This window comes from Geopseudomonas aromaticivorans (assembly GCF_019097855.1).
Lineage (GTDB): Bacteria > Pseudomonadota > Gammaproteobacteria > Pseudomonadales > Pseudomonadaceae > Geopseudomonas > Geopseudomonas aromaticivorans.
This window is the reverse complement of the sequence record NZ_JAHRGL010000001.1, coordinates 148,489-169,606: the sequence shown is the minus strand read 5'-3', so window position 1 is coordinate 169,606 and position 21,118 is coordinate 148,489. Positions and strand designations below refer to the sequence as shown.

General features: G+C 67.0%; 21 protein-coding genes. 18 read left to right on the top strand and 3 right to left on the bottom strand.

Annotated elements, in window-relative coordinates:
* Window position 1 precedes the first annotated feature (1 nt).
* From KRX52_RS00820 to sthA, 8 genes are all read left to right on the top strand, one after another.
* The gene (locus KRX52_RS00820; RefSeq protein ID WP_217679248.1) at window positions 2-1,213 is read left to right on the top strand and encodes an NADH:ubiquinone reductase (Na(+)-transporting) subunit B; all 1,212 of its coding nucleotides are present in this window, start codon (window positions 2-4) and stop codon (window positions 1,211-1,213) included.
* Window positions 1,206-1,994 carry a Na(+)-translocating NADH-quinone reductase subunit C gene (locus tag KRX52_RS00815; RefSeq protein WP_217679247.1) on the top strand — a complete coding sequence of 263 codons (789 nt, stop codon included), beginning with the start codon at window positions 1,206-1,208 and terminating at the stop codon, window positions 1,992-1,994. Before KRX52_RS00820 ends, KRX52_RS00815 begins: the two co-directional genes overlap by 8 nt.
* The gene (locus tag KRX52_RS00810; protein ID WP_217679490.1) at window positions 1,991-2,665 is read left to right on the top strand and encodes an NADH:ubiquinone reductase (Na(+)-transporting) subunit D; all 675 of its coding nucleotides are present in this window, start codon (window positions 1,991-1,993) and stop codon (window positions 2,663-2,665) included. Before KRX52_RS00815 ends, KRX52_RS00810 begins: the two co-directional genes overlap by 4 nt.
* Window positions 2,665-3,273, top strand: a complete 609-nt coding sequence (gene nqrE, locus KRX52_RS00805; RefSeq protein WP_217679246.1) for an NADH:ubiquinone reductase (Na(+)-transporting) subunit E — start codon at window positions 2,665-2,667, stop codon at window positions 3,271-3,273. Before KRX52_RS00810 ends, nqrE begins: the two co-directional genes overlap by 1 nt.
* A gap of 15 nt (window positions 3,274-3,288) precedes the next feature.
* On the top strand, window positions 3,289-4,515 hold the full coding sequence (gene nqrF / locus KRX52_RS00800) for an NADH:ubiquinone reductase (Na(+)-transporting) subunit F (protein ID WP_217679245.1): 1,227 nt from the start codon (window positions 3,289-3,291) through the stop codon (window positions 4,513-4,515).
* A 109-nt stretch (window positions 4,516-4,624) separates the two neighbouring features.
* On the top strand, window positions 4,625-5,551 hold the full coding sequence (locus tag KRX52_RS00795; RefSeq protein WP_217679489.1) for an FAD:protein FMN transferase: 927 nt from the start codon (window positions 4,625-4,627) through the stop codon (window positions 5,549-5,551).
* Window positions 5,548-5,784 (top strand): (Na+)-NQR maturation NqrM, encoded by a 237-nt coding sequence (gene nqrM, locus KRX52_RS00790; RefSeq protein ID WP_217679244.1) that lies wholly within the window; start codon window positions 5,548-5,550, stop codon window positions 5,782-5,784. Before KRX52_RS00795 ends, nqrM begins: the two co-directional genes overlap by 4 nt.
* A 142-nt stretch (window positions 5,785-5,926) precedes the next feature.
* Window positions 5,927-7,321, top strand: a complete 1,395-nt coding sequence (gene sthA / locus KRX52_RS00785) for a Si-specific NAD(P)(+) transhydrogenase (protein WP_217679243.1) — start codon at window positions 5,927-5,929, stop codon at window positions 7,319-7,321.
* A 42-nt stretch (window positions 7,322-7,363) separates the two neighbouring features.
* Here sthA and KRX52_RS00780 read toward each other — a convergent pair whose 3' ends face one another.
* The gene (locus tag KRX52_RS00780) at window positions 7,364-8,086 is read right to left on the bottom strand and encodes a glycerophosphodiester phosphodiesterase (protein ID WP_217679242.1); all 723 of its coding nucleotides are present in this window, start codon (window positions 8,084-8,086) and stop codon (window positions 7,364-7,366) included.
* Between the two features lie 216 nt (window positions 8,087-8,302).
* Here KRX52_RS00780 and KRX52_RS00775 point away from each other — a divergent pair, with 216 nt between their 5' ends.
* Together KRX52_RS00775 and lolD are read left to right on the top strand one after the other, a co-directional pair.
* Window positions 8,303-9,547, top strand: a complete 1,245-nt coding sequence (locus KRX52_RS00775) for a lipoprotein-releasing ABC transporter permease subunit (RefSeq protein ID WP_217679241.1) — start codon at window positions 8,303-8,305, stop codon at window positions 9,545-9,547.
* Window positions 9,540-10,229, top strand: a complete 690-nt coding sequence (gene lolD, locus KRX52_RS00770; RefSeq protein WP_217679240.1) for a lipoprotein-releasing ABC transporter ATP-binding protein LolD — start codon at window positions 9,540-9,542, stop codon at window positions 10,227-10,229. Before KRX52_RS00775 ends, lolD begins: the two co-directional genes overlap by 8 nt.
* A gap of 55 nt (window positions 10,230-10,284) precedes the next feature.
* On the opposite strand, the gene KRX52_RS00765 is transcribed toward lolD, so the two are convergent.
* Window positions 10,285-10,806, bottom strand: a complete 522-nt coding sequence (locus KRX52_RS00765) for a DUF2062 domain-containing protein (RefSeq protein WP_217679239.1) — start codon at window positions 10,804-10,806, stop codon at window positions 10,285-10,287.
* 146 nt (window positions 10,807-10,952) lie between these two features.
* Between KRX52_RS00765 and KRX52_RS00760 the strand changes: the two genes are divergently transcribed.
* From KRX52_RS00760 to murB, 8 genes are all read left to right on the top strand, one after another.
* A complete protein-coding gene (locus KRX52_RS00760) occupies window positions 10,953-13,175 on the top strand; it encodes a DNA internalization-related competence protein ComEC/Rec2 (protein WP_217679238.1) in 2,223 nt (740 codons plus the stop codon).
* 71 nt (window positions 13,176-13,246) lie between these two features.
* Window positions 13,247-13,882 (top strand): MotA/TolQ/ExbB proton channel family protein, encoded by a 636-nt coding sequence (locus KRX52_RS00755; RefSeq protein ID WP_217679237.1) that lies wholly within the window; start codon window positions 13,247-13,249, stop codon window positions 13,880-13,882.
* Entirely contained in the window at window positions 13,879-14,310 is a 432-nt protein-coding gene (locus KRX52_RS00750) for an ExbD/TolR family protein (protein WP_217679236.1), read from the top strand. The genes KRX52_RS00755 and KRX52_RS00750 overlap by 4 nt, the downstream gene beginning before the upstream one ends.
* The gene (lpxK, locus tag KRX52_RS00745; RefSeq protein ID WP_217679235.1) at window positions 14,310-15,308 is read left to right on the top strand and encodes a tetraacyldisaccharide 4'-kinase; all 999 of its coding nucleotides are present in this window, start codon (window positions 14,310-14,312) and stop codon (window positions 15,306-15,308) included. The genes KRX52_RS00750 and lpxK overlap by 1 nt, the downstream gene beginning before the upstream one ends.
* 41 nt (window positions 15,309-15,349) lie before the next feature.
* On the top strand, window positions 15,350-15,535 hold the full coding sequence (locus tag KRX52_RS00740; RefSeq protein WP_217679234.1) for a Trm112 family protein: 186 nt from the start codon (window positions 15,350-15,352) through the stop codon (window positions 15,533-15,535).
* Window positions 15,532-16,296 (top strand): 3-deoxy-manno-octulosonate cytidylyltransferase, encoded by a 765-nt coding sequence (gene kdsB / locus KRX52_RS00735; protein WP_217679233.1) that lies wholly within the window; start codon window positions 15,532-15,534, stop codon window positions 16,294-16,296. The genes KRX52_RS00740 and kdsB overlap by 4 nt, the downstream gene beginning before the upstream one ends.
* Window positions 16,297-16,298: 2 nt before the next feature.
* On the top strand, window positions 16,299-16,763 hold the full coding sequence (locus tag KRX52_RS00730; RefSeq protein WP_217679232.1) for a low molecular weight protein-tyrosine-phosphatase: 465 nt from the start codon (window positions 16,299-16,301) through the stop codon (window positions 16,761-16,763).
* Window positions 16,760-17,779 (top strand): UDP-N-acetylmuramate dehydrogenase, encoded by a 1,020-nt coding sequence (gene murB, locus KRX52_RS00725; RefSeq protein ID WP_217679231.1) that lies wholly within the window; start codon window positions 16,760-16,762, stop codon window positions 17,777-17,779. The genes KRX52_RS00730 and murB overlap by 4 nt, the downstream gene beginning before the upstream one ends.
* Window positions 17,780-17,890: 111 nt before the next feature.
* Here murB and rne read toward each other — a convergent pair whose 3' ends face one another.
* Window positions 17,891-21,088 (bottom strand): ribonuclease E, encoded by a 3,198-nt coding sequence (gene rne, locus KRX52_RS00720; RefSeq protein ID WP_217679230.1) that lies wholly within the window; start codon window positions 21,086-21,088, stop codon window positions 17,891-17,893.
* Between the last annotated feature and the right edge of the window lie 30 nt (window positions 21,089-21,118).

Here is a 21,118-nt window from a genome sequence, read left to right as displayed (position 1 = left end):
CATGGGAATGCGCGAATTTCTCGACAAGATCGAGCACAACTTCGAAAAGGGCGGCAGATACGAGAAGTGGTACGCCCTCTACGAGGCGATGGACACCTTCTTCTATCGCCCCGCCAGCGTGACCCGGACCACCGCCCACGTGCGCGACGGCATCGACCTCAAGCGCATGATGATCACCGTCTGGCTGTGCACCTTCCCGGCGATGTTCTTCGGCATGTGGAACACCGGCCACCAGGCCAACCTGATCTTCGCCCAGAGCCCCGAGCTGCTGGCGGCGCAGGACGGCTGGCGCTTCGCGCTGGTCGGCATGCTCGCCGGCTTCGACCCGCACAGCCTGTGGGACTGCTTCGTGCAGGGCGCCGCATACTTCCTGCCGATCTACCTGGTGACCTTCCTGGTCGGCGGCTTCTGGGAGGTGTTGTTCGCTTCCGTGCGCCGTCATGAGGTCAACGAAGGCTTCTTCGTCACCTCGGTGCTGTTCGCCCTGATCCTGCCGCCGAGCATTCCGTTGTGGCAGGTGGCGCTGGGCATCAGCTTCGGCGTGGTGATCGGCAAGGAGGTGTTCGGCGGCACCGGCAAGAACTTCCTCAATCCGGCGCTGGTCGGCCGTGCCTTCCTGTTTTTTGCCTACCCGGCGCAACTGTCCGGCGATGGCGTATGGACTGCGGTGGATGGCTATGCCGGCGCCACCAGCCTGAGCCTGGCGGCGGCCGGTGGCGTGGACGCCATCGTCGGCCAGGGCGTCAGCTGGCTGGACGCCTTCCTCGGCTTCGAGCACGGCTCGATCGGCGAAACCAGTACCCTGGCCATCTTCATCGGCGGTGCCGTGCTGCTGCTGACCAAGATCGCCGCCTGGCGCATCGTCGCCGGCGTGATGCTCGGCATGATCGCCACCAGCGCCCTGTTCAATGCCATTGGTTCGGACAGCAATCCGCTGTTCGCCATGCCCTGGTACTGGCACCTGGTGGTCGGCGGCTTCGCCTTCGGCATGATCTTCATGGCCACCGACCCGGTGTCGGCGTCGATGACCCACACCGGCAAGTGGCTGTTCGGTGCGCTGATCGGCCTGATGGTGGTGCTGATCCGCGTGGTCAACCCAGCCTTCCCGGAAGGCATGATGCTGGCGATCCTGTTCGCCAACCTGTTTGCACCGCTGATCGACCACTTCGTCGTTCAGGCCAATATCAAGCGGAGGCTGGCGCGCCATGTCTAGTCAAAAGGAATCCACTGTCCGCACCTTGATGGTGGCGCTGGTGGTCTGCCTGGTGTGCTCGGTGTTCGTCGCCGGTGCCGCGGTGATGCTCAAGCCGACCCAGGTCGAGAACCGTCAGCTGGACAAGCAGCGCAGCATCCTGGCCATCGCCGGCCTGGGCGATGCCGAGATGTCCGGCAAGCAGGTCAAGGCGCTGTTCGCCGAGCGCATCCGCATGCGCGTGGTCGACCTGCAGACAGGCAAGTTCACCGATGCCCAGGACGCGGCGACCTTCGATCCGCTCAAGGCGGCCAAGGATCCCGCGCTGTCCGACGCCCTGCCGGGCGCGCAGGACATCGCCTCGATCAAGCGTCGCGAGCGCTTCACCACCGTCTATCTGGTGGAGACCGACGGCCAGCTGGAAACCCTGATCCTGCCGGTGCGCGGCTACGGTCTGTGGTCGACCCTGCACGGCTTCATGGCGGTCAAGGGCGACCTCAACACGGTGGCCGGCTTCGGCTTCTACCAGCATGCCGAGACCCCCGGTCTGGGCGGCGAGGTGGACAACCCGAAGTGGAAGGCATTGTGGCCGGGCAAGACCCTGTTCGACGCGCAGGGCGCACCGGTGGTACAGATCATCAAGGGGACGGTCGATCCGCAGAGCGCGCAGGCCACGCATCAGGTGGACGGCCTCGCCGGCGCCACGCTGACCAGCAAGGGCGTGCATAACCTACTGCAGTTCTGGCTCGGCCAGAACGGTTTCGGTCCGTTTATCGCTCACCTGCGTGCCGGGGAGGCCTGATCATGGCGCAACCGACGATCAAGGAAGTTCTGCTCAATCCCGTCTTCCACAACAACCCCATCGGCCTGCAGATCCTCGGCATCTGCTCGGCGCTGGCGGTGACCTCCAACCTGAAGACCGCGCTGGTGATGTCGATCGCCCTGACCCTGGTGACCGGCTGCTCCAACCTGTTCATCTCGCTGGTGCGCAGCCAGATCCCCAGCTCGATCCGCATGATCGTGCAGATGGTGATCATCGCGTCCCTGGTGATCGTGGTCGACCAGATCCTCAAGGCCTATGCCTTCAGTCTGGCCAAGCAGCTGTCGGTGTTCGTCGGCCTGATCATCACCAACTGCATCGTGATGGGCCGCGCCGAAGCCTTCGCCATGCAGAACCCGCCGCTGCTGTCGTTCTTCGACGGCATCGGCAACGGCCTGGGCTACAGCGCCATGCTGATCGTGCTCGGCGTGTTCCGCGAGCTGTTCGGCGCCGGCAAGCTGCTCGGCTTCGAGATCATCCCGGTGGTCAATGACGGCGGCTGGTATCTGCCCAACGGTCTGCTGCTGCTGCCGCCCTCGGCGTTCTTCCTAATCGGTCTGATCATCTGGGCCCTACGCAGCTGGAAGAGGGAGCAGGTCGAGGCGCCCAGCTTCAAGATGGCACCGCAGGTGCAGAGCAAGGAGGCCTATTGATGGAACACTACCTCAGCCTGTTCGTGAAGGCCGTATTCGTGGAGAACATGGCGCTGGCCTTCTTCCTCGGCATGTGCACCTTCATCGCGCTGTCCAAGAAGGTGGAAACGGCGATCGGCCTGGGCATCGCCGTGGTGGTGGTGCAGACCATCACCGTGCCGGCCAACAACCTGCTGTACACCTACTTGCTCAAGGAAGGCGCGCTGGCCTGGGCCGGGCTGCCGGAAGTGGATCTCAGCTTCCTCGGCCTGCTCAGCTACATCGGCGTGATCGCCGCCATCGTACAGATCCTCGAGATGCTCCTCGACAAGTACGTGCCCTCGCTCTACAACGCGCTGGGCGTGTTCCTGCCGCTGATCACAGTGAACTGCGCGATCATGGCCGGCTCGCTGTTCATGGTCGAGCGCGACTACAACTTCTCGGAAAGCGTGGTCTACGGCCTCGGTTCGGGCTTCTCCTGGGCGCTGGCGATCGCCGTGCTCGCCGGCGTGCGCGAGAAGCTCAAGTACAGCGATGTGCCGGCCGGCCTGCAGGGCCTGGGCATCACCTTCATCACCATCGGACTGATGTCGCTGGGCTTCATGTCCTTCTCCGGCGTGCAGCTCTAAGGACGGGATGAGCAGATGATCAATTTCGAGCTGTTTCTCGCCATCGGCATGTTCACCGCCATCGTCCTGGCGCTGGTGGTGATGATCCTCGCCGCCCGTGCCAAGCTGGTCTCCAGCGGCGACGTGAACATCGTCATCAACGGCGAGCGCACCATCACCGTGCCGGCCGGCGGCAAGCTGCTGCAGACCCTGGCGGCCAACAACATCTTCCTGTCTTCCGCCTGTGGCGGCGGCGGCACCTGCGCGCAGTGCAAGTGCATCGTCGAGTCGGGTGGCGGCGAGATGCTGCCCACCGAGGAGGCGCAGTTCACCCGCCGCCAGGCCAAGGAAGGCTGGCGCCTGTCCTGCCAGACCCCGGTCAAGCAGGACATGAAGGTCGAGGTGCCGGAGGAAGTGTTCGGCGTGAAGAAGTGGCAATGCACGGTGGAGTCCAACCCCAACGTCGCCACCTTCATCAAGGAGCTGACCCTGCGCCTGCCGGAAGGCGAGCATGTCGACTTCCGCGCCGGCGGTTACGTACAGCTGGAATGCCCGCCGCATGTTGTCAAGTACAAGGACTTTGACATCCAGGAGGAGTATCGCGGCGACTGGGACAAGTTCAACATGTGGCGCTATGTCTCGAAGGTGGACGAGCCCACCATCCGCGCCTATTCGATGGCGAACTACCCGGAAGAAAAGGGGATCGTGAAGTTCAATATCCGCATCGCCTCGCCGCCGCCGGGTCGCGACGACATCCCGCCGGGCAAGATGTCCTCCTTCGTGTTCAACCTCAAGCCGGGCGACAAGATCACCGTGTACGGCCCGTTCGGCGAGTTCTTCGCCAAGGATACCGACGCCGAGATGGTGTTCATCGGCGGCGGTGCCGGCATGGCGCCGATGCGCTCGCACATCCTCGACCAGCTCAAGCGCCTCAAGTCGACGCGCAAGATCAGCTTCTGGTACGGCGCGCGCTCGATGCGCGAGGCGTTCTACGTCGAGGAGTACGACCGGCTGCAGGCGGAAAATCCCAACTTCCAGTGGCACCTGGCGCTGTCCGATCCGCAGCCCGAGGACAACTGGAGCGGCCTCAAAGGCTTCATCCACAACGTGCTGTTCGAGAATTACCTGAAGAACCATCCGGCGCCCGAGGACTGCGAGTTCTACATGTGCGGGCCGCCGATGATGAACGCCGCGGTGATCAAGATGCTGCTCGACCTGGGCGTGGAGCGGGAGAACATCCTGCTCGACGACTTCGGCGGTTAGCCCCGTGGCCCTCGCCGCGTTCCTGCGCCCCCTGGTCGCTGCCGCCTGTGCGGTGGCGCTGGCGGGCTGCCAGTTTTCCGACCCGCTGGAGTCCTTCGGCGGGCCGACCATGGGCAGCACCTACTCGATCAAGTACGTGCGCGCCGACGGCGTGGCGGATGCCAAGACCCTGCAGGCCGGGGTCGAGGGCATCCTCGCCGAAGTCGACCAGCAGATGTCCACCTACCGCGACGACTCGCTGATCGAGCGCTTCAACCGCGCAGCGGCCGGCAGCTGCATGGCCATGCCGGCGGACGTGCTGGAGCTGGTGCGCCTGGGCGAGGGCCTGGCGCTGCAGAGCGGCGGCGCCTTCGACCTCACCGTCGAGCCGCTGCTCGACCTGTGGGGCTTTGGCCCCAAGGCGCGCGGCGAGCAGGTGCCCTCGGCCGCGGCGATCGCCGCGGTGCGCCAGCGCGTCGGCCACCAGCACCTGCATATCGACGGCGAGCAGCTGTGCAAGGACGCCGAGACCCAGGTGGACTTCAACAGCATCGCCGCCGGCCACGCCGTCGACCGCATCGCCGCCTGGCTGGAGCAGCAGGGGGTGAGCAGCTACCTGGTGGAGGCCACCGGCGAGCTGAAGGCGCGAGGGCACAAGCCGGACGGCTCGGCCTGGCGCATCGCCATCGAGGAGCCGCGCGACGACCAGCGCGTGGCGCAGAAGGTCCTGACGCTGGATGGCTATGGCGTGTCGACCTCGGGTGACTACCGCAACTATTTCGAGGAAAATGGCCGGCGCTATTCGCATACGCTGGATCCACGCACGGGGGCGCCGATCGCCCACAAGCTGGCGGCGGTGACCGTGCTGCACCCCAAGGCCCTGCTGGCCGACGGCTTATCCACATTGCTAATGGTGCTGGGGCCGGAAGAGGGGGTAGTGTGGGCCGAGCGCCAGGGTATTGCGGCGTTCTTCGTGACCCGTGAGGGCGACGGCTACGTCACCCGGGCGACCAAGGCTTTTGCCGCGCTGAGCGCAGCGCAGGAGAATCGACCATGACCTGGTTACTGGCGTTCGCGCTGATGCTGCTGGTGGTATTCGGCATGGCTATCGGCGTGATCATGGGGCGCAAGCCGATTGCCGGCTCCTGTGGCGGTATCGCCAACCTGGGCATCGAGAAGGATGACTGCCCGATCTGCGGTGGCGATACCCAGAAGTGCGAGGAAGCCAACAGCGAGAGTGAGAGCAAAATGGCGGCGGTGCAGGCCTACGACGCCACCCGCAGCAGATGAATCCCGACGGGGCAGTGGCGATCACTGCCCCGTTTTTATTTACGACGCCGACGCAGGCCAGCAGGCTGGCCGCGAGTGTGCGATGTCGGATGTGGTGCTCGCCCGCTGGGCGGGTTGCAGTTTGTCCCTGAAGGAGTAGCAGATGGCTGTCTACAACTATGACGTAGTGGTGCTGGGCTCGGGCCCGGCGGGTGAGGGGGCGGCGATGAGCGCCGCCAAGAGCGGGCGCAAAGTGGCGGTGGTGGATAGCCGCAAGCTGGTCGGTGGCAACTGCACCCACCTTGGCACCATTCCCTCCAAGGCCCTGCGTCACTCGGTCCGCCAGATCCTGCAGTTCAACACCAATCCCATGTTCCGTCAGATCGGCGAGCCGCGCTGGTTCTCCTTTCCCGACGTACTGAAGAGCGCCGAGCTGGTGATCGACAAGCAGGTCGCCTCGCGTACCGGCTACTACGCGCGCAATCGGGTCGACGTGTTCTTCGGTACCGCCAGTTTTGCCGACGAGCACACCATCGAGGTGGTGACGCACAATGGCGTGGTGGAAAAGCTGGTGACCAATCAGGTGGTGATCGCCACCGGCTCGCGTCCCTACCGCCCGGCGGATGTCGACTTCAGCCATCCGCGGATCTACGACAGCGACACCATCCTCACCCTCAGCCACACCCCGCGGCGGATGATCATCTACGGAGCTGGGGTGATCGGCTGCGAATATGCATCGATCTTCAGTGGTTTGGGCGTGCTGGTCGACCTGATCGACAACCGCGACCAGCTGCTCAGCTTCCTCGACGACGAAATCTCCGATGCGCTGAGCTACCACCTGCGCAACAACAACGTGCTGATCCGTCACAACGAGGAGTACGAGCGCATCGAGGGCCAGGATCATGGCGTGGTGCTGCACCTGAAGTCGGGCAAGAAGATCAAGGCCGACGCCCTGCTGTGGTGCAACGGCCGCACCGGCAACACCGACAAGCTGGCCCTGGAGAACGTCGGCATCGAGGCCAACAGCCGCGGGCAGATCGCCGTCGACCAGCACTACCGCACCAACGTGCCGAGCATCTACGCCGCCGGTGACGTGATCGGCTGGCCGAGCCTGGCCAGTGCCGCCTACGACCAGGGCCGCTCGGCCGCCGGCAGCATTGTCGAGGACGACAACTGGCACTTCATCAACGACGTGCCGACCGGCATCTACACCATTCCGGAGATCAGTTCGGTCGGCAAGAACGAGCAGGAACTGACCAAGGAGAAGATCCCCTACGAGGTCGGCAAGGCGTTCTTCAAGTCGATGGCGCGGGCGCAGATCTCCAACGAGCGGGTCGGCATGCTGAAGATCCTCTTCCATCGCGACACCCTGCAGATCCTCGGCGTGCACTGCTTCGGCTACCAGGCGTCGGAGATCGTCCACATCGGCCAGGCGATCATGAACCAGAAGGGGGAGGCGAATACCATCAAGTATTTCATCAACACCACCTTCAACTATCCGACCATGGCCGAGGCCTATCGGGTGGCGGCGTTCGACGGTCTCAACCGGCTTTTTTGAGCGGCTCCGACCGGTGGCCTGAGCCGGTCGGAGACTGGTCGCTCAGCGATTCCCGAGGGTGGCAGTGGCCAAACCGGGAAAGTCTGTGATCAGGCTGTCCACGCCCAGGTCGGCGAGCCGGCGCATCAGCGCCGGTTCGTTGACCGTCCATACCGAGACATGCAGCCCGAGCTGCTGCGCCTTGCGCAGGCGCTCGGGGCTGCACAGCGTCCAGTTGAGTGCCAGCAGGCTGCACTGGTAGCGCTGCGCCACCTTCAGTGGATCGAGCCAGTCGTATTCGGCCACCAGGCCGCGGGCCAGTTGCGGCGCCAGCTGTTGCAGGGCGCGCAGCACGCTGCGCGAGCTGCTGGTGACGGTGACCCGATGGCTCAGGCCGAACTCGCGGGTCAGCTCGACGATGGCCTCCACCGTGCGCATGGCGCGGACCTTCGAGGCGCTTTTCACCTCCAGTTGCCAGTGCTCGAACGGGCAGTGCTCGAACAGCGTGCGCAGGCGCGGGATCGGGCAGGGCTGCGGCCAGGCCGGACCGGCGCTGCGGGCGTCCAGGCACTCCAGTTCGCTGGCCGGGTGGGCGGCGACCTTGCCGCGCTGGCCGGTGGTGCGCTTGAGGGTCGGATCGTGGATCACCATCAGCTCGCCGTCGGCGGACAGGTGCAGGTCCAGCTCGCAGCGGGTCACGCCGTGCTCGAGGCAGCGCTGGAAGCTGGCGAGAGTGTTTTCCGGGGCCTCGCCCCGGGCGCCGCGGTGGCCATAGATGAGGGTCACGACTGCTCCTTGCTGGATAAGGCTGATGCTGCCTTCTAGCACGTCGTCCGGGCTTTGGGGAGAGGGTGGCGCGCGGCAGCGTTGTGGCGATGCGCGGCGCACAGGCTTGCGGTAGACTGCCGCCGGCCCGGTGAACTGCCGGCCGCGTGCGCGGTCTCCTCATGGTCCGCGCCGGACAAACGGACGTCTTCCCTTCGCCTGCAAAGCAGCCCGAGCATGTTCAGACCCTTACCCGTGTTTATCGGCATGCGTTACACGCGTGCCAAGCGTCGCAACCACTTCATCTCGTTCATCTCCCTCACTTCGATGGTCGGTCTCGCCCTCGGCGTGCTGGTGATGATCCTGGTGCTCTCGGTGATGAACGGTTTCGACCGCGAGCTGCGCACGCGCATCCTCGGCATGGTGCCGCACGCCACCATCACCAGCCACCAGCCGATCGACGACTGGCAGATGCTGGCCGCCAAGGTGGCCAAGCATCCCGAGGTTGCTGCGGTGGCGCCGTTCAGCCAGCTGCAGGGCATGCTCACCCACAGTGGCGGGGTGCAGCCGGTGCTGGTCAATGCAGTGTTGCCCGAGGCGGAGAAGAGCGTCTCGATCATCGACCAGCACATGGTCCGCGGTAACCTCGACGACCTGCAGAGCGGCGAGTTCGGCATCGTCGTCGGCGAGATCACCGCCCGGCGTTTCGGTGTCGATGTCGGCGACAAGCTGACCCTGATCCTGCCCGAGGCCTCGGTGACACCGGCCGGGGTGTTCCCGCGGCTCAAACGCTTCACCGTGGTCGGCGTGTTCAAGGTCGGCGCCGAGCTGGACAGCTCGCTGGCGCTGATTCACATCGGCGATGCCGCGCGCATGTCGCGCTGGCAGGAAAACCAGGTGGAAGGCGTGCGCCTCAAGCTCAAGGACCTGTTCCAGGCGCCCGAGGTGGCCTGGCGGATCGCCGGCGAGCTGGGCGACGATTACGTCGCTCGCGACTGGACCCGCAGCCACGGCAGCCTGTTCCAGGCGATCCAGATGGAGAAGACCATGATCGGTCTGCTGCTGCTGCTGATCGTCGCGGTGGCAGCGTTCAACATCATTTCCACCCTGGTGATGGTGGTGACCGACAAGAAGGCTGACATCGCCATCCTGCGCACCCTGGGCATGACGCCGCGGCAGATCATGCTGGTATTCATGGTCCAGGGCTCGGTGATCGGTGTGGTCGGTACCCTGATCGGTGGCGTGCTCGGGGTGATCTCCGCGCTCAACGTCACCGCCTGGGTGGCCGGGCTGGAGAGCCTGCTGGGGCGCAAGTTTCTCAGCTCCGACGTCTACTTCATCAACTACCTGCCGTCGCAACTGCGGGTCGAGGACGTGGTGCTGATCTGCTCCGCAGCGCTGCTGATGAGCTTCTTCGCCACCCTGTACCCGGCCTGGCGGGCGGCACGCACCCAGCCGGCGGAGGCTCTGCGTTATGAGTAACGACAAGGCGGTACTGGAGTGCCGCAACCTGGGCAAGCGCTACGAGGAAGGCCCGCAGTCGGTGGAAGTGCTGGCCGGCGTCGAGCTGAACCTGCAGCCCGGAGAGCGCGTGGCCATCATCGGCAGCTCGGGCTCGGGCAAGACCACTCTGCTCAACCTGCTCGGCGGGCTGGATACGCCCAGCGAGGGCAGCGTCTGGCTGGCCGGCGAGCAACTGTCGGCGCTCAGCGAGAAGGCCCGCGGCCTGCTACGCAATCGGGCGATGGGCTTCGTCTACCAGTTCCATCACCTGTTGCCGGAATTCAGTGCGCTGGAGAACGTGTGCATGCCGCTGCTGATCGGCCGCATGCCGATTGGCGAGGCACGCGCCAAGGCGACCGCGCTGCTGCAGCGGGTCGGTCTGGGGCATCGTCTGGGCCACAAGCCGGCCGAGCTGTCCGGCGGCGAGCGTCAGCGCGTGGCGATTGCCCGGGCGCTGGTCAACCAGCCGAGCCTGGTGTTGCTCGACGAGCCGACCGGTAATCTCGACCACCACACGGCCCGCGGCATCCAGGAACTGATGCTGGAGCTGAGTACCTCGCTGCACACCGCTTTTCTGGTGGTTACCCACGACACGTCGCTGGCGCAGCAGATGGATCGCGTGCTGCGCCTGGAAGACGGGCGTCTGGTGACGGTGAAGTAGGGAAGGGCGCCTGCCGCAGGGCAGGCGCGGGCAATTGCCGGGGTGCAGGTCCGCTTCAGGGATGCCGGCGGCGTTGCTGGCGCTTCTGCCAGTTGTGCTTCACCCACCAGCGCCAGTAGAGCATGGTCAGGCAGTAGCCGAGAACGGCGCTGAGCAGGCCGACCACGATCGAGCCGAGCAGGAACGGCTGCCACAGGGCGGCTAGTTCGCCGGTGATCCAGTCCACGCTCAGGTGCTCGGGCAGGCTGATCGGCGGCACATGCAGCAGCCAGGCGCCCATCTTGTAGGTGCAGTAGAACACCGGCGGCATGGTGATCGGGTTGGTCAGCCAAACCAGGCCGATGGAGATCGGCAGGTTGGCGCGTACCGGGATGGCCAGCAAGGCGGCCAGCAGCATCTGCAGCGGCAGCGGGATGAAGGCGGCGAACAAGCCGACGGCCATGGCCCTGGCGACCGAGTGGCGATTGAGGTGCCAGAGGTTGGGATCGTGGAGCAGTTTGCCGAGGAAGCGCAGGGACTTGTCGCTCCTGATGCGCTCCGGGTCGGGCATATATCGCTTGAAAATACGGCGCGGCATGATGGCCCTCGGCTGGCATGAGCGCGGCTATTATGCACGCATTCGCTTTTTCATGTGCCGGCCGGCACGTTTTTCCGGACCGGCTGCTGGCCGCTCTGTAACAAGATTTGGCCACCAACGATCCGCACTGTTCAAGGATGAACGCCATGCGATTGGGGATGATCGCCCTCTGCTGCGGGTTGCTGTGCCTGCGTTTCCTGCCTGTTTTGCCCGTCTCGGCTTGCCTGCTGCTGGCCGCCGCCGGCCTGGGCCTGCTGCTATCACGGCTGTATCCGCTGGGCTTGTTCCTCCTCGGCGTGGCATGGGCCGCAGGCTCGGCCCAGCTGGCGCTGGACGACCGGCTGCCGGTCGAGCTGGATGGCCAGACCCTCTGGCTGCAGGGACAGGTCGTCGGCCTGCCGGAGCAGGGCGACGGCGTGGTGCGCTTCTATCTGCAGCAGGCCGAGTCGCGGCGCGCACCGCTGCCGCAGCGCCTGCGCCTGTCCTGGTATGGTGCGCCGGCGCTGGCCGCCGGCGAAGTCTGGCGTCTGGCGGTGAGCCTCAAGCGCCCGCGCGGACTGGTCAATCCGCATGCCTTCGATTACGAAGCCTGGCTGACGGCCAGGCGCATCGGCGCCAGCGGCACGGTCAAGGCCGGCGAGCGCCTGAGCATGGCCGGCGGCCCGGCCAGCTGGCGGGACAACCTGCGCAGCCGCTTGCTGGCGGTGCAGGCGCGCGGTCGGGAGGGTGCCCTGGCGGCGCTGGTGCTGGGCGACGGTTCGGGACTCGACGATGCCGACTGGCGGATCCTGCAGACCACCGGCACCGTGCACCTGCTGGTGATTTCCGGCCAGCATGTGATGCTGCTCGGCAGCCTGCTCTACGCGCTGGTGCTGGGGCTGTTCCGCCTGGGCTGGTGGCCGCGGCACTGGCCGTGGCTGCCGTGCGCCTGTGCGCTGGCCATGTTCGGGGCGCTGGCCTACGGCCTGCTCGCCGGTTTCGAGGTGCCGGTGCAGCGGGCCTGTGCAATGCTCGCCGTGGTCCTCCTGTGGCGCTGGCGGTTCCGCCATCTCGGCATCTGGCTGCCGTTGCTGGTGGCGTTGACTCTGGTGTTGATGTGGGAGCCGCTGGCCAGTCTGCAGCCCGGTTTCTGGCTGTCGTTCGCGGCTGTGGCGCTGCTGGCCTGGTGCTTCAGCGGCCGCCTCGGCACGCCGGGCGGCTGGCGGGTGCTGGTGCACGCGCAGTGGGCGATGGCGCTGGGCCTGTTGCCTCTGCTGCTGGCGCTGGGCCTGCCGGTCAGTCTCGGCGGGCCGTTGGCCAATCTGGTGGCGGTGCCCTGGGTGAGTATCGGCGTGGTGCCGCTGGCGTTGCTCGGCACCCTGCTGCTGCCGTTGCCCGGAATCGGCAGCAGCCTGCTGTGGCTGGCCGGGGCGCAGCTGGAGCTGCTGTTCGCGCTGCTGGGCTGGCTGGCCGAGCGGGTGCCCGTCTGGCAGTTCGCGGCCGCGCCCTGGTGGGCGGTCGTCCTGGGTCTGGTCGGGGTATTGCTGGCGCTGTCGCCGCGGGGTCTGCCGCTGCGCTTGTGCGGTGGCCTGATGCTATTGCCGCTGCTGTGTCCGCCGTTGCCCCGCCTGTCGAGCGGGCTGGCTGAAGTGCACCAGCTGGATGTCGGCCAGGGCCTGGCGGTGCTGGTGCGCACCCGCAGCCATGCGCTGCTGTACGACGCCGGGCCGGCCGGTCGCGGCTTCGACAGTGGCGAGAAGGTGGTGCTGCCGATGTTGCGCGGGCTCGGCGTGCGCCGCCTGGATCTGCTGCTGCTCAGCCATGCCGATCAGGATCATGCCGGCGGCGCGGCGGCGCTCCTGGCCGGGTTGCCGGTGGAGCGTCTGCTTAGTGGCGAGGTGCAGGCCCTGCGCCTGTCGCGTTCCGCCGAGGATTGCCGCGATGGCGAGCAGTGGCAGTGGGATGGCGTGCACTTCAGCACCTGGCGCTGGCAACGGGCGGACAATCCCAACGATGGCTCCTGCCTGCTGCAGGTCGAGGCTCGCGGCGAGCGGCTGCTGTTGACCGGTGATATCGGCGAGGCCGGGGAGCGCCACCTGTTGGCCAGCGGCCGCGATCTGCGCGCCGACTGGCTGCAGGCGCCCCATCACGGCAGCCGGGGCTCCTCCTCGGCGGCCTTCGTCGCGGCGGTGGCGCCGCGTGCGGTACTGCTGTCGCGGGCCTGGCACAATCCTTTCGGCCACCCACATGCTGCGGTACTGGCGCGCTATCGGCAGGCGGGCGCGCGCATCTACGACAGTGCACGGCATGGTGCCCTGCGCCTGCTGCTGGGCCGTCGCGGCGGGGCCGAGGCGGCCCGGACCCAGACCCGTTTCTGGCGGGAAAAATGAGAACGGGAGCGAGCGGCGTCGAGCAGCCGCTGTGCTAGAGTGGCGCCACTTTTTTCAAGGGGTTCGCAACTGTGTGGGAACTGGTCAAAGCCGGCGGCTGGATGATGCTGCCGATCATTCTCTGTTCAATCGCCGCGCTCGCCATCTGTGCCGAGCGCCTGTGGACCTTGCGTCCGTCGCGGATCACCCCGCCCAACCTGCTGGGTCAGGTCTGGCGCTGGATTCAGGACAAACAGCTGGACAGCCAGAAGCTCAAGGAGCTGCGGGCCTCCTCGCCGCTGGGCGAGGTGCTCGCCGCCGGTCTGGCCAACTCCAAGCACGGCCGCGACATCATGAAGGAGTGCATCGAGGAAGCCGCTGCGCGGGTCATCCATGACCTGGAACGCTACCTCAATGCGCTCGGCACCATTGCCGCCATCGCGCCGCTGCTCGGTCTGCTGGGCACCGTGCTCGGCATGATCCAGATCTTCAGCGGCTTCATGGGCAGCGGCATGTCCAATGCCCCGGTGCTGGCGGGCGGCATCTCCACGGCGCTGATCACCACCGCGGCCGGTCTGATGGTGGCGATCCCGGCGCTGTTCTTCCATCGCTACCTGCAGCGCCGGGTCGACGAGCTGGTGGTCGGCATGGAGCAGGAAGCCATCCGTCTGGTGGAAGTGGTCCAGGGCGACCGCGACGTCGATCTGGCCGAGGGCGACAAGCGGTGAAATTCCGGCGCAAACCACGGGAAAACATCGAGATCAACCTGGCTTCGCTGCTGGATGTGGTGTTCATCCTGCTGCTGTTCTTCGTGGTGACCACCACCTTCACCCGCGAGTCGGCGCTGAAGGTCGAGCTGCCCGAGGCGGACAGTGCGGAAGCGGTGCAGGAGAATCAGCCCAAAGCGCTGGAAGTGACGATTTCCGCCGATGGCAGCTACGCCCTCAATGGTCAGGCCCTGGTCAAGAGCGATCTGGCGACCCTGACCAACGCCCTGCAGCAAGAGTCCGCGGGTGACAACAGCCTGCCGCTGGTGATCAGCGCCGACGCCCGCACTCCGCATCAGGCGGTGATCACCGCCATGGATGCCGCCGGCAAGCTGGGCTTCTCCCGCCTGCGCATCAGTACCGTAGAAGCCGCGCCGGCCAAGCCCTGATGGCCTTCGCCGAGCGCCTGGCCGCGGCCTGGTATGCGGGTCATCCGGCACTGCTGCTGCTGCGTCCGCTGGAGACGCTGTACCGAAGGGTGGTCGCGCGCAAGCGCGCCGACTACCTTGCCGGGCGCAAGCCCGCCTATCGCGCGCCGGTGCCGGTGATCGTGGTCGGCAACATCACCGTGGGCGGCACCGGCAAGACGCCAATGATCCTCTGGCTGATCGAACACTGTCGCGCCCGCGGCCTGCGCGTCGGCGTGGTCAGCCGCGGCTACGGCGCCACGCCACCGCGCCTGCCCTGGCGGGTGCGTGCCGGGCAGGCGGCCAGCGAGGCCGGCGACGAGCCACTGATGATCGTCGAGCGCAGCGGGGTGCCGCTGATGATCGATCCCGACCGCGCGCGCGCCGTGCAGGCGCTGCTCGCCGAGGAGCCGCTGGACCTGATCCTCAGCGACGACGGCCTGCAGCACTATCGACTGGCGCGCGACCTGGAGCTGGTGCTGATCGACGCCGCCCGTGGTCTCGGCAACCGCCGCTGCCTGCCCGCCGGCCCCCTGCGCGAGCCGCTGGAGCGCCTGGCCGCGGTGGATGCCTGCCTGCTCAACGGGGGCGCTGCCGACAGTGCGCAGGGCTTTGCCTTCAACCTGCAGCCGGCGGCGCTGGTCAACCTGGCCAGCGGCGAGCGCCGCCCGCTGGACAGTCTGCCGCCCGGCCAGGCGGTGCACGCGGTGGCCGGTATCGGCAATCCGCAGCGTTTCTTCGCGACCCTCGAGGCGCTACACTGGCGCCCGGTTCCGCATGCCTTTGCCGACCACGCGGCCTATGGCCCCGAGGATCTGCGTTTCACTCCGGCCCTGCCGTTGCTGATGACCGAGAAGGATGCGGTGAAATGCCGGGCATTTGCCGCCGCTGACTGGTGGTATCTGGCGGTCGATGGTCTGCCGTCGCCGGCCTTCGTGGCCTGGTTCGACGCCCAGCTCGAGCGCCTGCTGCCACGCTGACTCCGGCGGTCCCCCCTGATGTGTCACTCCAGGACTGGACCATGGACCCGAAACTTCTCGATATTCTCGCCTGCCCGCTGTGCAAGGGCCCCCTCAAACTCAGCGCCGACAAGTCCGAGCTGGTCTGCAAGGCCGATGCCCTAGCCTTCCCGGTGCGCGACGGCATCCCGGTGATGCTCGAAGGCGAGGCGCGCACCCTGACCGTCGACGAGCGTCTGGATAAATGAGCAGTCAATTCACCGTCGTCATTCCGGCCCGCTATGCTTCCACCCGTCTGCCCGGCAAGCCGCTGCAGGACATCGCCGGCAAGCCGATGATCCAGCACGTCTGGGAGCAGGCCCGGCAAAGCAGCGCCAGTCGCGTGGTGGTGGCTACCGACGATGCGCGCATCGTCGCCGTCTGCCAGGCGTTCGGCGCCGAGGTGCTGCTGACCCGCGCCGATCACAACTCCGGTACCGACCGCCTGGCCGAAGTGGCCAGCCAGCTCGGTCTGGCCGACGATGCCATCGTGGTCAACGTGCAGGGCGACGAGCCGCTGATCCCGCCGGTGATCATCGACCAGGTGGCTGCCAACCTGGCGGCCCATCCGGAAGCCGGCATCGCCACCCTCGGCGAGCCGCTGCATGACGCCGCCCAGCTGTTCAACCCCAACGTGGTCAAGCTGGTCACCGATCACAACGGCCTGGCACTGACCTTCAGTCGGGCGCCGCTGCCGTGGGCGCGTGATGCCTTCGCCAGCGAGCGCGACAGCCTGCCTGTCGGGGTACCGTTCCGCCGGCATATCGGCATCTACGCCTACCGGGCCAGTTTCCTCCACGACTTCGTCGCCTGGGGCCCGTGCTGGCTGGAGGACACCGAGTGCCTCGAGCAGCTGCGCGCGCTGTGGCACGGGGTGCGCATCCACGTGGCCGACGCTCTCGAGGCGCCGCCAGCCGGAGTCGATACCCTTGAGGACCTGCAGCGCGTGCGCCAGTTGCTGGGAGCCTGAGCATGCGCCTGCTGTTCGTCTGCCTCGGCAATATCTGTCGCTCGCCGACCGCAGAAGCGGTGATGCGCCACAAGCTGCAGCTCGCCGGTCTGGCTGGGCAGGTGCAGGTGGATTCCGCCGGCACCGCAGCCTGGCATGTCGGCAAGGCGCCGGATCCGCGTACCTGCGCAGCCGCCGAGCAGCGCGGCTACCGCTTGCACGACCTGCGGGCGCGGCCGGTGCGGGAGGCGGACTTCGGCCAGTTCGAGCTGATCCTCGCCATGGACCGCGACAACCTGCGCCAGCTGCAGCAGCTGCGCCCCCGCGAGGCAACGGCCGAGCTGGACCTGTTCCTGCGCCGCGGCGGTCTGCGCGAGCATGAGGTGCCCGATCCCTACTACGGCGGCGCCGAGGGCTTCGAACGTGTGCTGGACATGGTCGAGCTGGCCTGCGACCGGCTGATCGAACAACTCCGGGAGGGCCTGTGAGCCTGAGCGTGCATGAGCAGCAGTCGCTGCAACCCTTCAATACCTTCGGCGTGGCGGTCAAGGCGCACTGGTATGCCGAGGCGTCCACGGATGCCGAGGTGCGCGAAGCGCTGGCCGCCGCCGCCGCGCTGGGCGCTCCGCTGCTGGTGATGGGCGGGGGCAGCAACCTGCTGCTGACCGGCGATCTCGATGCCCTGGTGCTGCGCATGGTCAGCCGTGGCCGGCGCTTGCTGGCGGAGGAGGGCGGGCAGGTGCTGGTCGAGGCCGAGGCCGGCGAGCCCTGGCATCCGTTCGTGCTGTGGACCCTGGAGCAGGGGCTGGCCGGGCTGGAGAACCTCAGCCTGATCCCGGGGACCGTTGGTGCTGCGCCGGTGCAGAACATCGGCGCCTACGGTGTGGAGCTCAAGGACGTGCTGCACAGTCTGCTGGCCTTTGATCGGCAGAGCGGTGAGCTGCGCGAGTTCCGTGTGGACGAGTGCGAATTTGCCTATCGCCACAGTCGCTTCAAGCGCGAGAGCGGACGCTGGCTGATCCTGCGGGTGCGCTTCGCCCTCAGTCGCCAGGCCGTGCTGCATCTGGACTATGGTCCGCTGCGTCAGCGCCTGCAGCAGCAGGGCATCGACGTGCCGACCCCGTTGGCGGTGAGTCAGGCGGTCTGTGCGATTCGTGCAGAAAAGTTGCCGGACCCGCAGGTGCTGGGCAACGCCGGCAGCTTCTTCAAGAATCCGCTGGTCGACGAGGCTCTGGCCGGCCAGCTGCGCGAGCGCTGGCCAGGTCTGGTTGGCTATCCGGCGGGGGATGGGCAGGTCAAGCTGGCGGCTGGCTGGCTGATCGAGCAGGCGGGTTGGAAGGGGTATCGCGATGGCGATGCCGGCGTGCACGCCTTGCAGGCACTGGTGCTGGTCAATTACGGCGGAGCCACGGGCCGGCAGCTGCTGGCCCTGGCGCAGCGTATCCAGGCCGATATCCGCACGCGCTTCGGTGTCGATCTGGAGATCGAGCCCGTGGTCTGCTGAGGGCTGGGTGCGGCGCAGCAGCTGCGCCGTTGTGCCGAACGCTGGGCGGGTAAACAAAAAAGGGGGAATGCCGAAGCATTCCCCCTTTTTTGTTGGGCAGCGCCCGGGCCGTCAGGCCTGGGGCTTGCTCTCGCCTTCGCTCTGGGCCGGGGCGCTGCTGGCGACTTCGCCGGCCTCGCCCAGCTCGGCGGCGGCTGGCTGCTCAGCCTCGGCCTTGGCTTCGCCTTCGCCTTCGCCGGCGGTTTCGGCAGCCGTCTCCACTACGCTTGCTGCGGGTGCGGCTTCGGCAGTTTCGCTGGCTGCTGCGGCCGGCTCGGCCTCGACCACGGTTTCGGCAGCGGGGGCGGCCTGACGTGCGGCGGCCTCGGCAGCGGCGACTTCACGGGCCAGGCGCTCGGCTTCGCGACGACGGCGACGCTCGCGCGGGTCGTTGGGGGCGCGCGAACCGCTGGCGGCGAGGGTTTCTTCGCTGGTCGCAGCTGCTTCGACTTCGGCTGCCTCGCTCACGCTCACAGTCTCGGCCACAGCTTCCGCTTCCGCGGTAACTTCCGCTACGGCTTCAGCCTGCGGCTCCGGCTTAGTCTCGACGACGGGGGTCGCTTCGACACTGACGGCTACGGTGCTGGGCACGGTTTCGGCGGCCGGGGCTTCCTCGCTGACCGCGGCCGGCTCGCTGGCGCTGGCGGCGCTAGCCGGTTCGGTAGCAGCGGTTTCAGTCGGCTCGGCCACGGCTTCGAGCGCTTCGGCAACCCCGGCGGCGGCAACGGCAGCGCCGGTGGCGAGGGCGACAGCTTCGGCGCTGGTGGGTTGCTCGGCGGTACCTTCCTCGGCCTGCTCGTCACCGGCCTCACGCTGACGCTCGCGGCGGTTGCTGCGACGGCGCTGGCCGCGCGAACGGCGGCGCGGACGCTCACCTTCGGTGCCTTCCAGCTGCTCGTCCTGGCCTAGGTCTTCCTCGAGATTCTCGACTTCCTCCTCGCTCGGAGCCTGCTCGATGGTCTCTTCGACGCGGGCCTGGCGCGGCGCACGCTCGCCACGCGGCTTGCGCTCGCTGCGCTCCTCGCGGCGGGCTTCGCTCTGCTCGGCGACCTCTACCGGTTGGCCCTCTTCGCGAACAACGGTTTCCTCAGCGGCCTGAGGCTCCTCGCGAGCCGGACGCTCTTCGCGGGGCTGACGCGGCTCGCGCGGTTGACGCTCTTCGCGGGGCTGGCGCTCCTCGCGCGGTTGACGCTCTTCACGGGCCTGGCGCTCCTCGCGCGGTTGACGCTCCTCACGGGGTTGGCGTTCCTCGCGGGGCTGACGCTCTTCGCGCGGCTGACGTTCCTCGCGTGGTTGACGCTCCTCACGAGCCTGGCGCTCCTCGCGCGGTTGACGCTCTTCGCGGGGCTGGCGTTCCTCGCGCGGCTTGCGCTCCTCGCGGGCCGGGCGATCTTCGCGCGGCTTGCGATCACCACGGTCGCTGCGCTCGCCGTCGCGGCGACGGTTCTGCTGGCGGCCAGTGCGGCGTTCTTCGCTACGCTGCGGGCGTTCGCTGGCGGCCGGCTGTTCGCTGACACTGACGCTGACCGGCTTGGCTTCTTCCTTGCCGGCGAACAGGCCAACCAGCGAGCGAATCAGGCCCTTGAACAGGCTGGGCTCGGGGGTCGGGTGCGCCAGCGGCGCGGCCGCCGGAGCCGGGGCGGGTGCCGCGGCTTCGATCGCCTGCGGCGCCGGACGCTCATGGGTCACGGTCTTCACTACCGCTTCCTGGCGTACCAGGGTGCGTGTGGCGGCCACGGGCTGCACGTCCTCGACTTCGGTTGGGGTCATCTCGTAGCTGGACTGGCCGACCTGAACTTCCGGGCTGTCGTCGCGCAGACGCTGCACTTCGAAGTTCGGGGTCTCCAGATGGTCGTTCGGCAGGATGACGATGCGCGCGCGGCTGCGCAGTTCGATCTTGGTGATGGCGTTGCGCTTCTCGTTGAGCAGGAAGGCGGCCACCGGGATCGGTACCTGGGCGCGAACTTCCGCGGTACGGTCCTTGAGGGCTTCTTCCTCGATCAGGCGCAGGATCGCCAGCGACAGCGATTCGACGTCGCGGATGATGCCCTGGCCGTTGCAGCGCGGGCAGACGATGCCGCTGGTTTCACCCAGCGACGGACGCAGGCGCTGGCGGGACATTTCCAGCAGGCCGAAGCGCGAGATGCGACCGACCTGGACGCGGGCGCGGTCGGCCTCGAGGGATTCGCGGACCTTGTCCTCCACGGCGCGTTGGTTCTTCGCCGGGGTCATGTCGATGAAGTCGATGACGATCAGGCCGCCGATGTCGCGCAGACGCAGTTGGCGGGCGATTTCCTCGGCCGCTTCCAGGTTGGTCTGCAGCGCGGTTTCCTCGATGTCGCCGCCCTTGGTGGCGCGCGCCGAGTTGATGTCGATCGACACCAGGGCTTCGGTCGGATCGATGACGATGGAACCGCCGGAGGGCAGCTTCACTTCGCGCTGGAAGGCGGTCTCGATCTGGCTCTCGATCTGGAAGCGGTTGAACAGCGGCACGCTGTCCTGGTACAGCTTGATCTTGCTGGCGTACTGCGGCATCACCTGCTGGATGAAGCTCAGCGCTTCCTCCTGGGCTTCGACGCTGTCGACCAGCACTTCGCCGATGTCCTGGCGCAGGTAGTCGCGGATGGCGCGGATGATGACGTTGCTTTCCTGGTAGATCAGGAAGGGAGCGGCGCGGTCCTGCGAGGCTTCCTTGATCGCGGTCCACAGCTGCACCAGGTAGTCGAGGTCCCACTGCAGCTCTTCGCTGGAGCGGCCGAGGCCGGCGGTGCGCACGATCAGGCCCATGTCGCCCGGGGCGTTGAGGCCGTTGAGGGCTTCGCGCAGTTCGTTGCGCTCCTCGCCCTCGATGCGGCGGGAAATGCCGCCGGCGCGCGGGTTGTTGGGCATCAGCACCAGGTAGCGGCCGGCCAGGCTGATGAAGGTGGTCAGTGCGGCGCCCTTGTTGCCGCGCTCTTCCTTCTCGACCTGGACGATGACTTCCTGACCTTCCCTGAGCACGTCCTTGATGTTGACGCGACCCTCGGGGGTCTTGCTGAAGTATTCGCGGGAGATTTCCTTGAGCGGCAGGAAGCCGTGACGGTCGGCGCCGAAATCGACGAAGGCAGCCTCGAGGCTGGGTTCGACGCGGGTGATGCGGCCTTTGTAGATGTTGGCCTTCTTCTGCTGGCGGGCGCCCGATTCGATGTCGAGGTCGAACAGACGTTGACCGTCGACCAGAGCAACGCGCAACTCTTCGGGTTGAGTTGCGTTGATCAGCATTCTTTTCATGTAGTACCAATGGTTTCCGGGCTGCCGGAA

Bases quoted from the DNA above. Each gene is read 5' to 3' on its own strand.
- KRX52_RS00820 (WP_217679248.1), top strand. From the start codon at position 2: ATGGGAATGCGCGAATTTCTCGACAAGATCGAGCACAACTTCGAAAAG.
- KRX52_RS00815 (WP_217679247.1), top strand. From the start codon at position 1,206: ATGTCTAGTCAAAAGGAATCCACTGTCCGCACCTTGATGGTGGCGCTG.
- nqrE (WP_217679246.1), top strand. From the start codon at position 2,665: ATGGAACACTACCTCAGCCTGTTCGTGAAGGCCGTATTCGTGGAGAAC.
- nqrF (WP_217679245.1), top strand. From the start codon at position 3,289: ATGATCAATTTCGAGCTGTTTCTCGCCATCGGCATGTTCACCGCCATC.
- KRX52_RS00795 (WP_217679489.1), top strand. From the start codon at position 4,625: ATGGGCAGCACCTACTCGATCAAGTACGTGCGCGCCGACGGCGTGGCG.
- nqrM (WP_217679244.1), top strand. From the start codon at position 5,548: ATGACCTGGTTACTGGCGTTCGCGCTGATGCTGCTGGTGGTATTCGGC.
- sthA (WP_217679243.1), top strand. From the start codon at position 5,927: ATGGCTGTCTACAACTATGACGTAGTGGTGCTGGGCTCGGGCCCGGCG.
- KRX52_RS00775 (WP_217679241.1), top strand. From the start codon at position 8,303: ATGTTCAGACCCTTACCCGTGTTTATCGGCATGCGTTACACGCGTGCC.
- lolD (WP_217679240.1), top strand. From the start codon at position 9,540: ATGAGTAACGACAAGGCGGTACTGGAGTGCCGCAACCTGGGCAAGCGC.
- KRX52_RS00765 (WP_217679239.1), bottom strand. From the start codon at position 10,806: ATGCCGCGCCGTATTTTCAAGCGATATATGCCCGACCCGGAGCGCATC.
- KRX52_RS00760 (WP_217679238.1), top strand. From the start codon at position 10,953: ATGCGATTGGGGATGATCGCCCTCTGCTGCGGGTTGCTGTGCCTGCGT.
- lpxK (WP_217679235.1), top strand. From the start codon at position 14,310: ATGGCCTTCGCCGAGCGCCTGGCCGCGGCCTGGTATGCGGGTCATCCG.
- KRX52_RS00740 (WP_217679234.1), top strand. From the start codon at position 15,350: ATGGACCCGAAACTTCTCGATATTCTCGCCTGCCCGCTGTGCAAGGGC.
- kdsB (WP_217679233.1), top strand. From the start codon at position 15,532: ATGAGCAGTCAATTCACCGTCGTCATTCCGGCCCGCTATGCTTCCACC.
- KRX52_RS00730 (WP_217679232.1), top strand. From the start codon at position 16,299: ATGCGCCTGCTGTTCGTCTGCCTCGGCAATATCTGTCGCTCGCCGACC.
- rne (WP_217679230.1), bottom strand. From the start codon at position 21,088: ATGAAAAGAATGCTGATCAACGCAACTCAACCCGAAGAGTTGCGCGTT.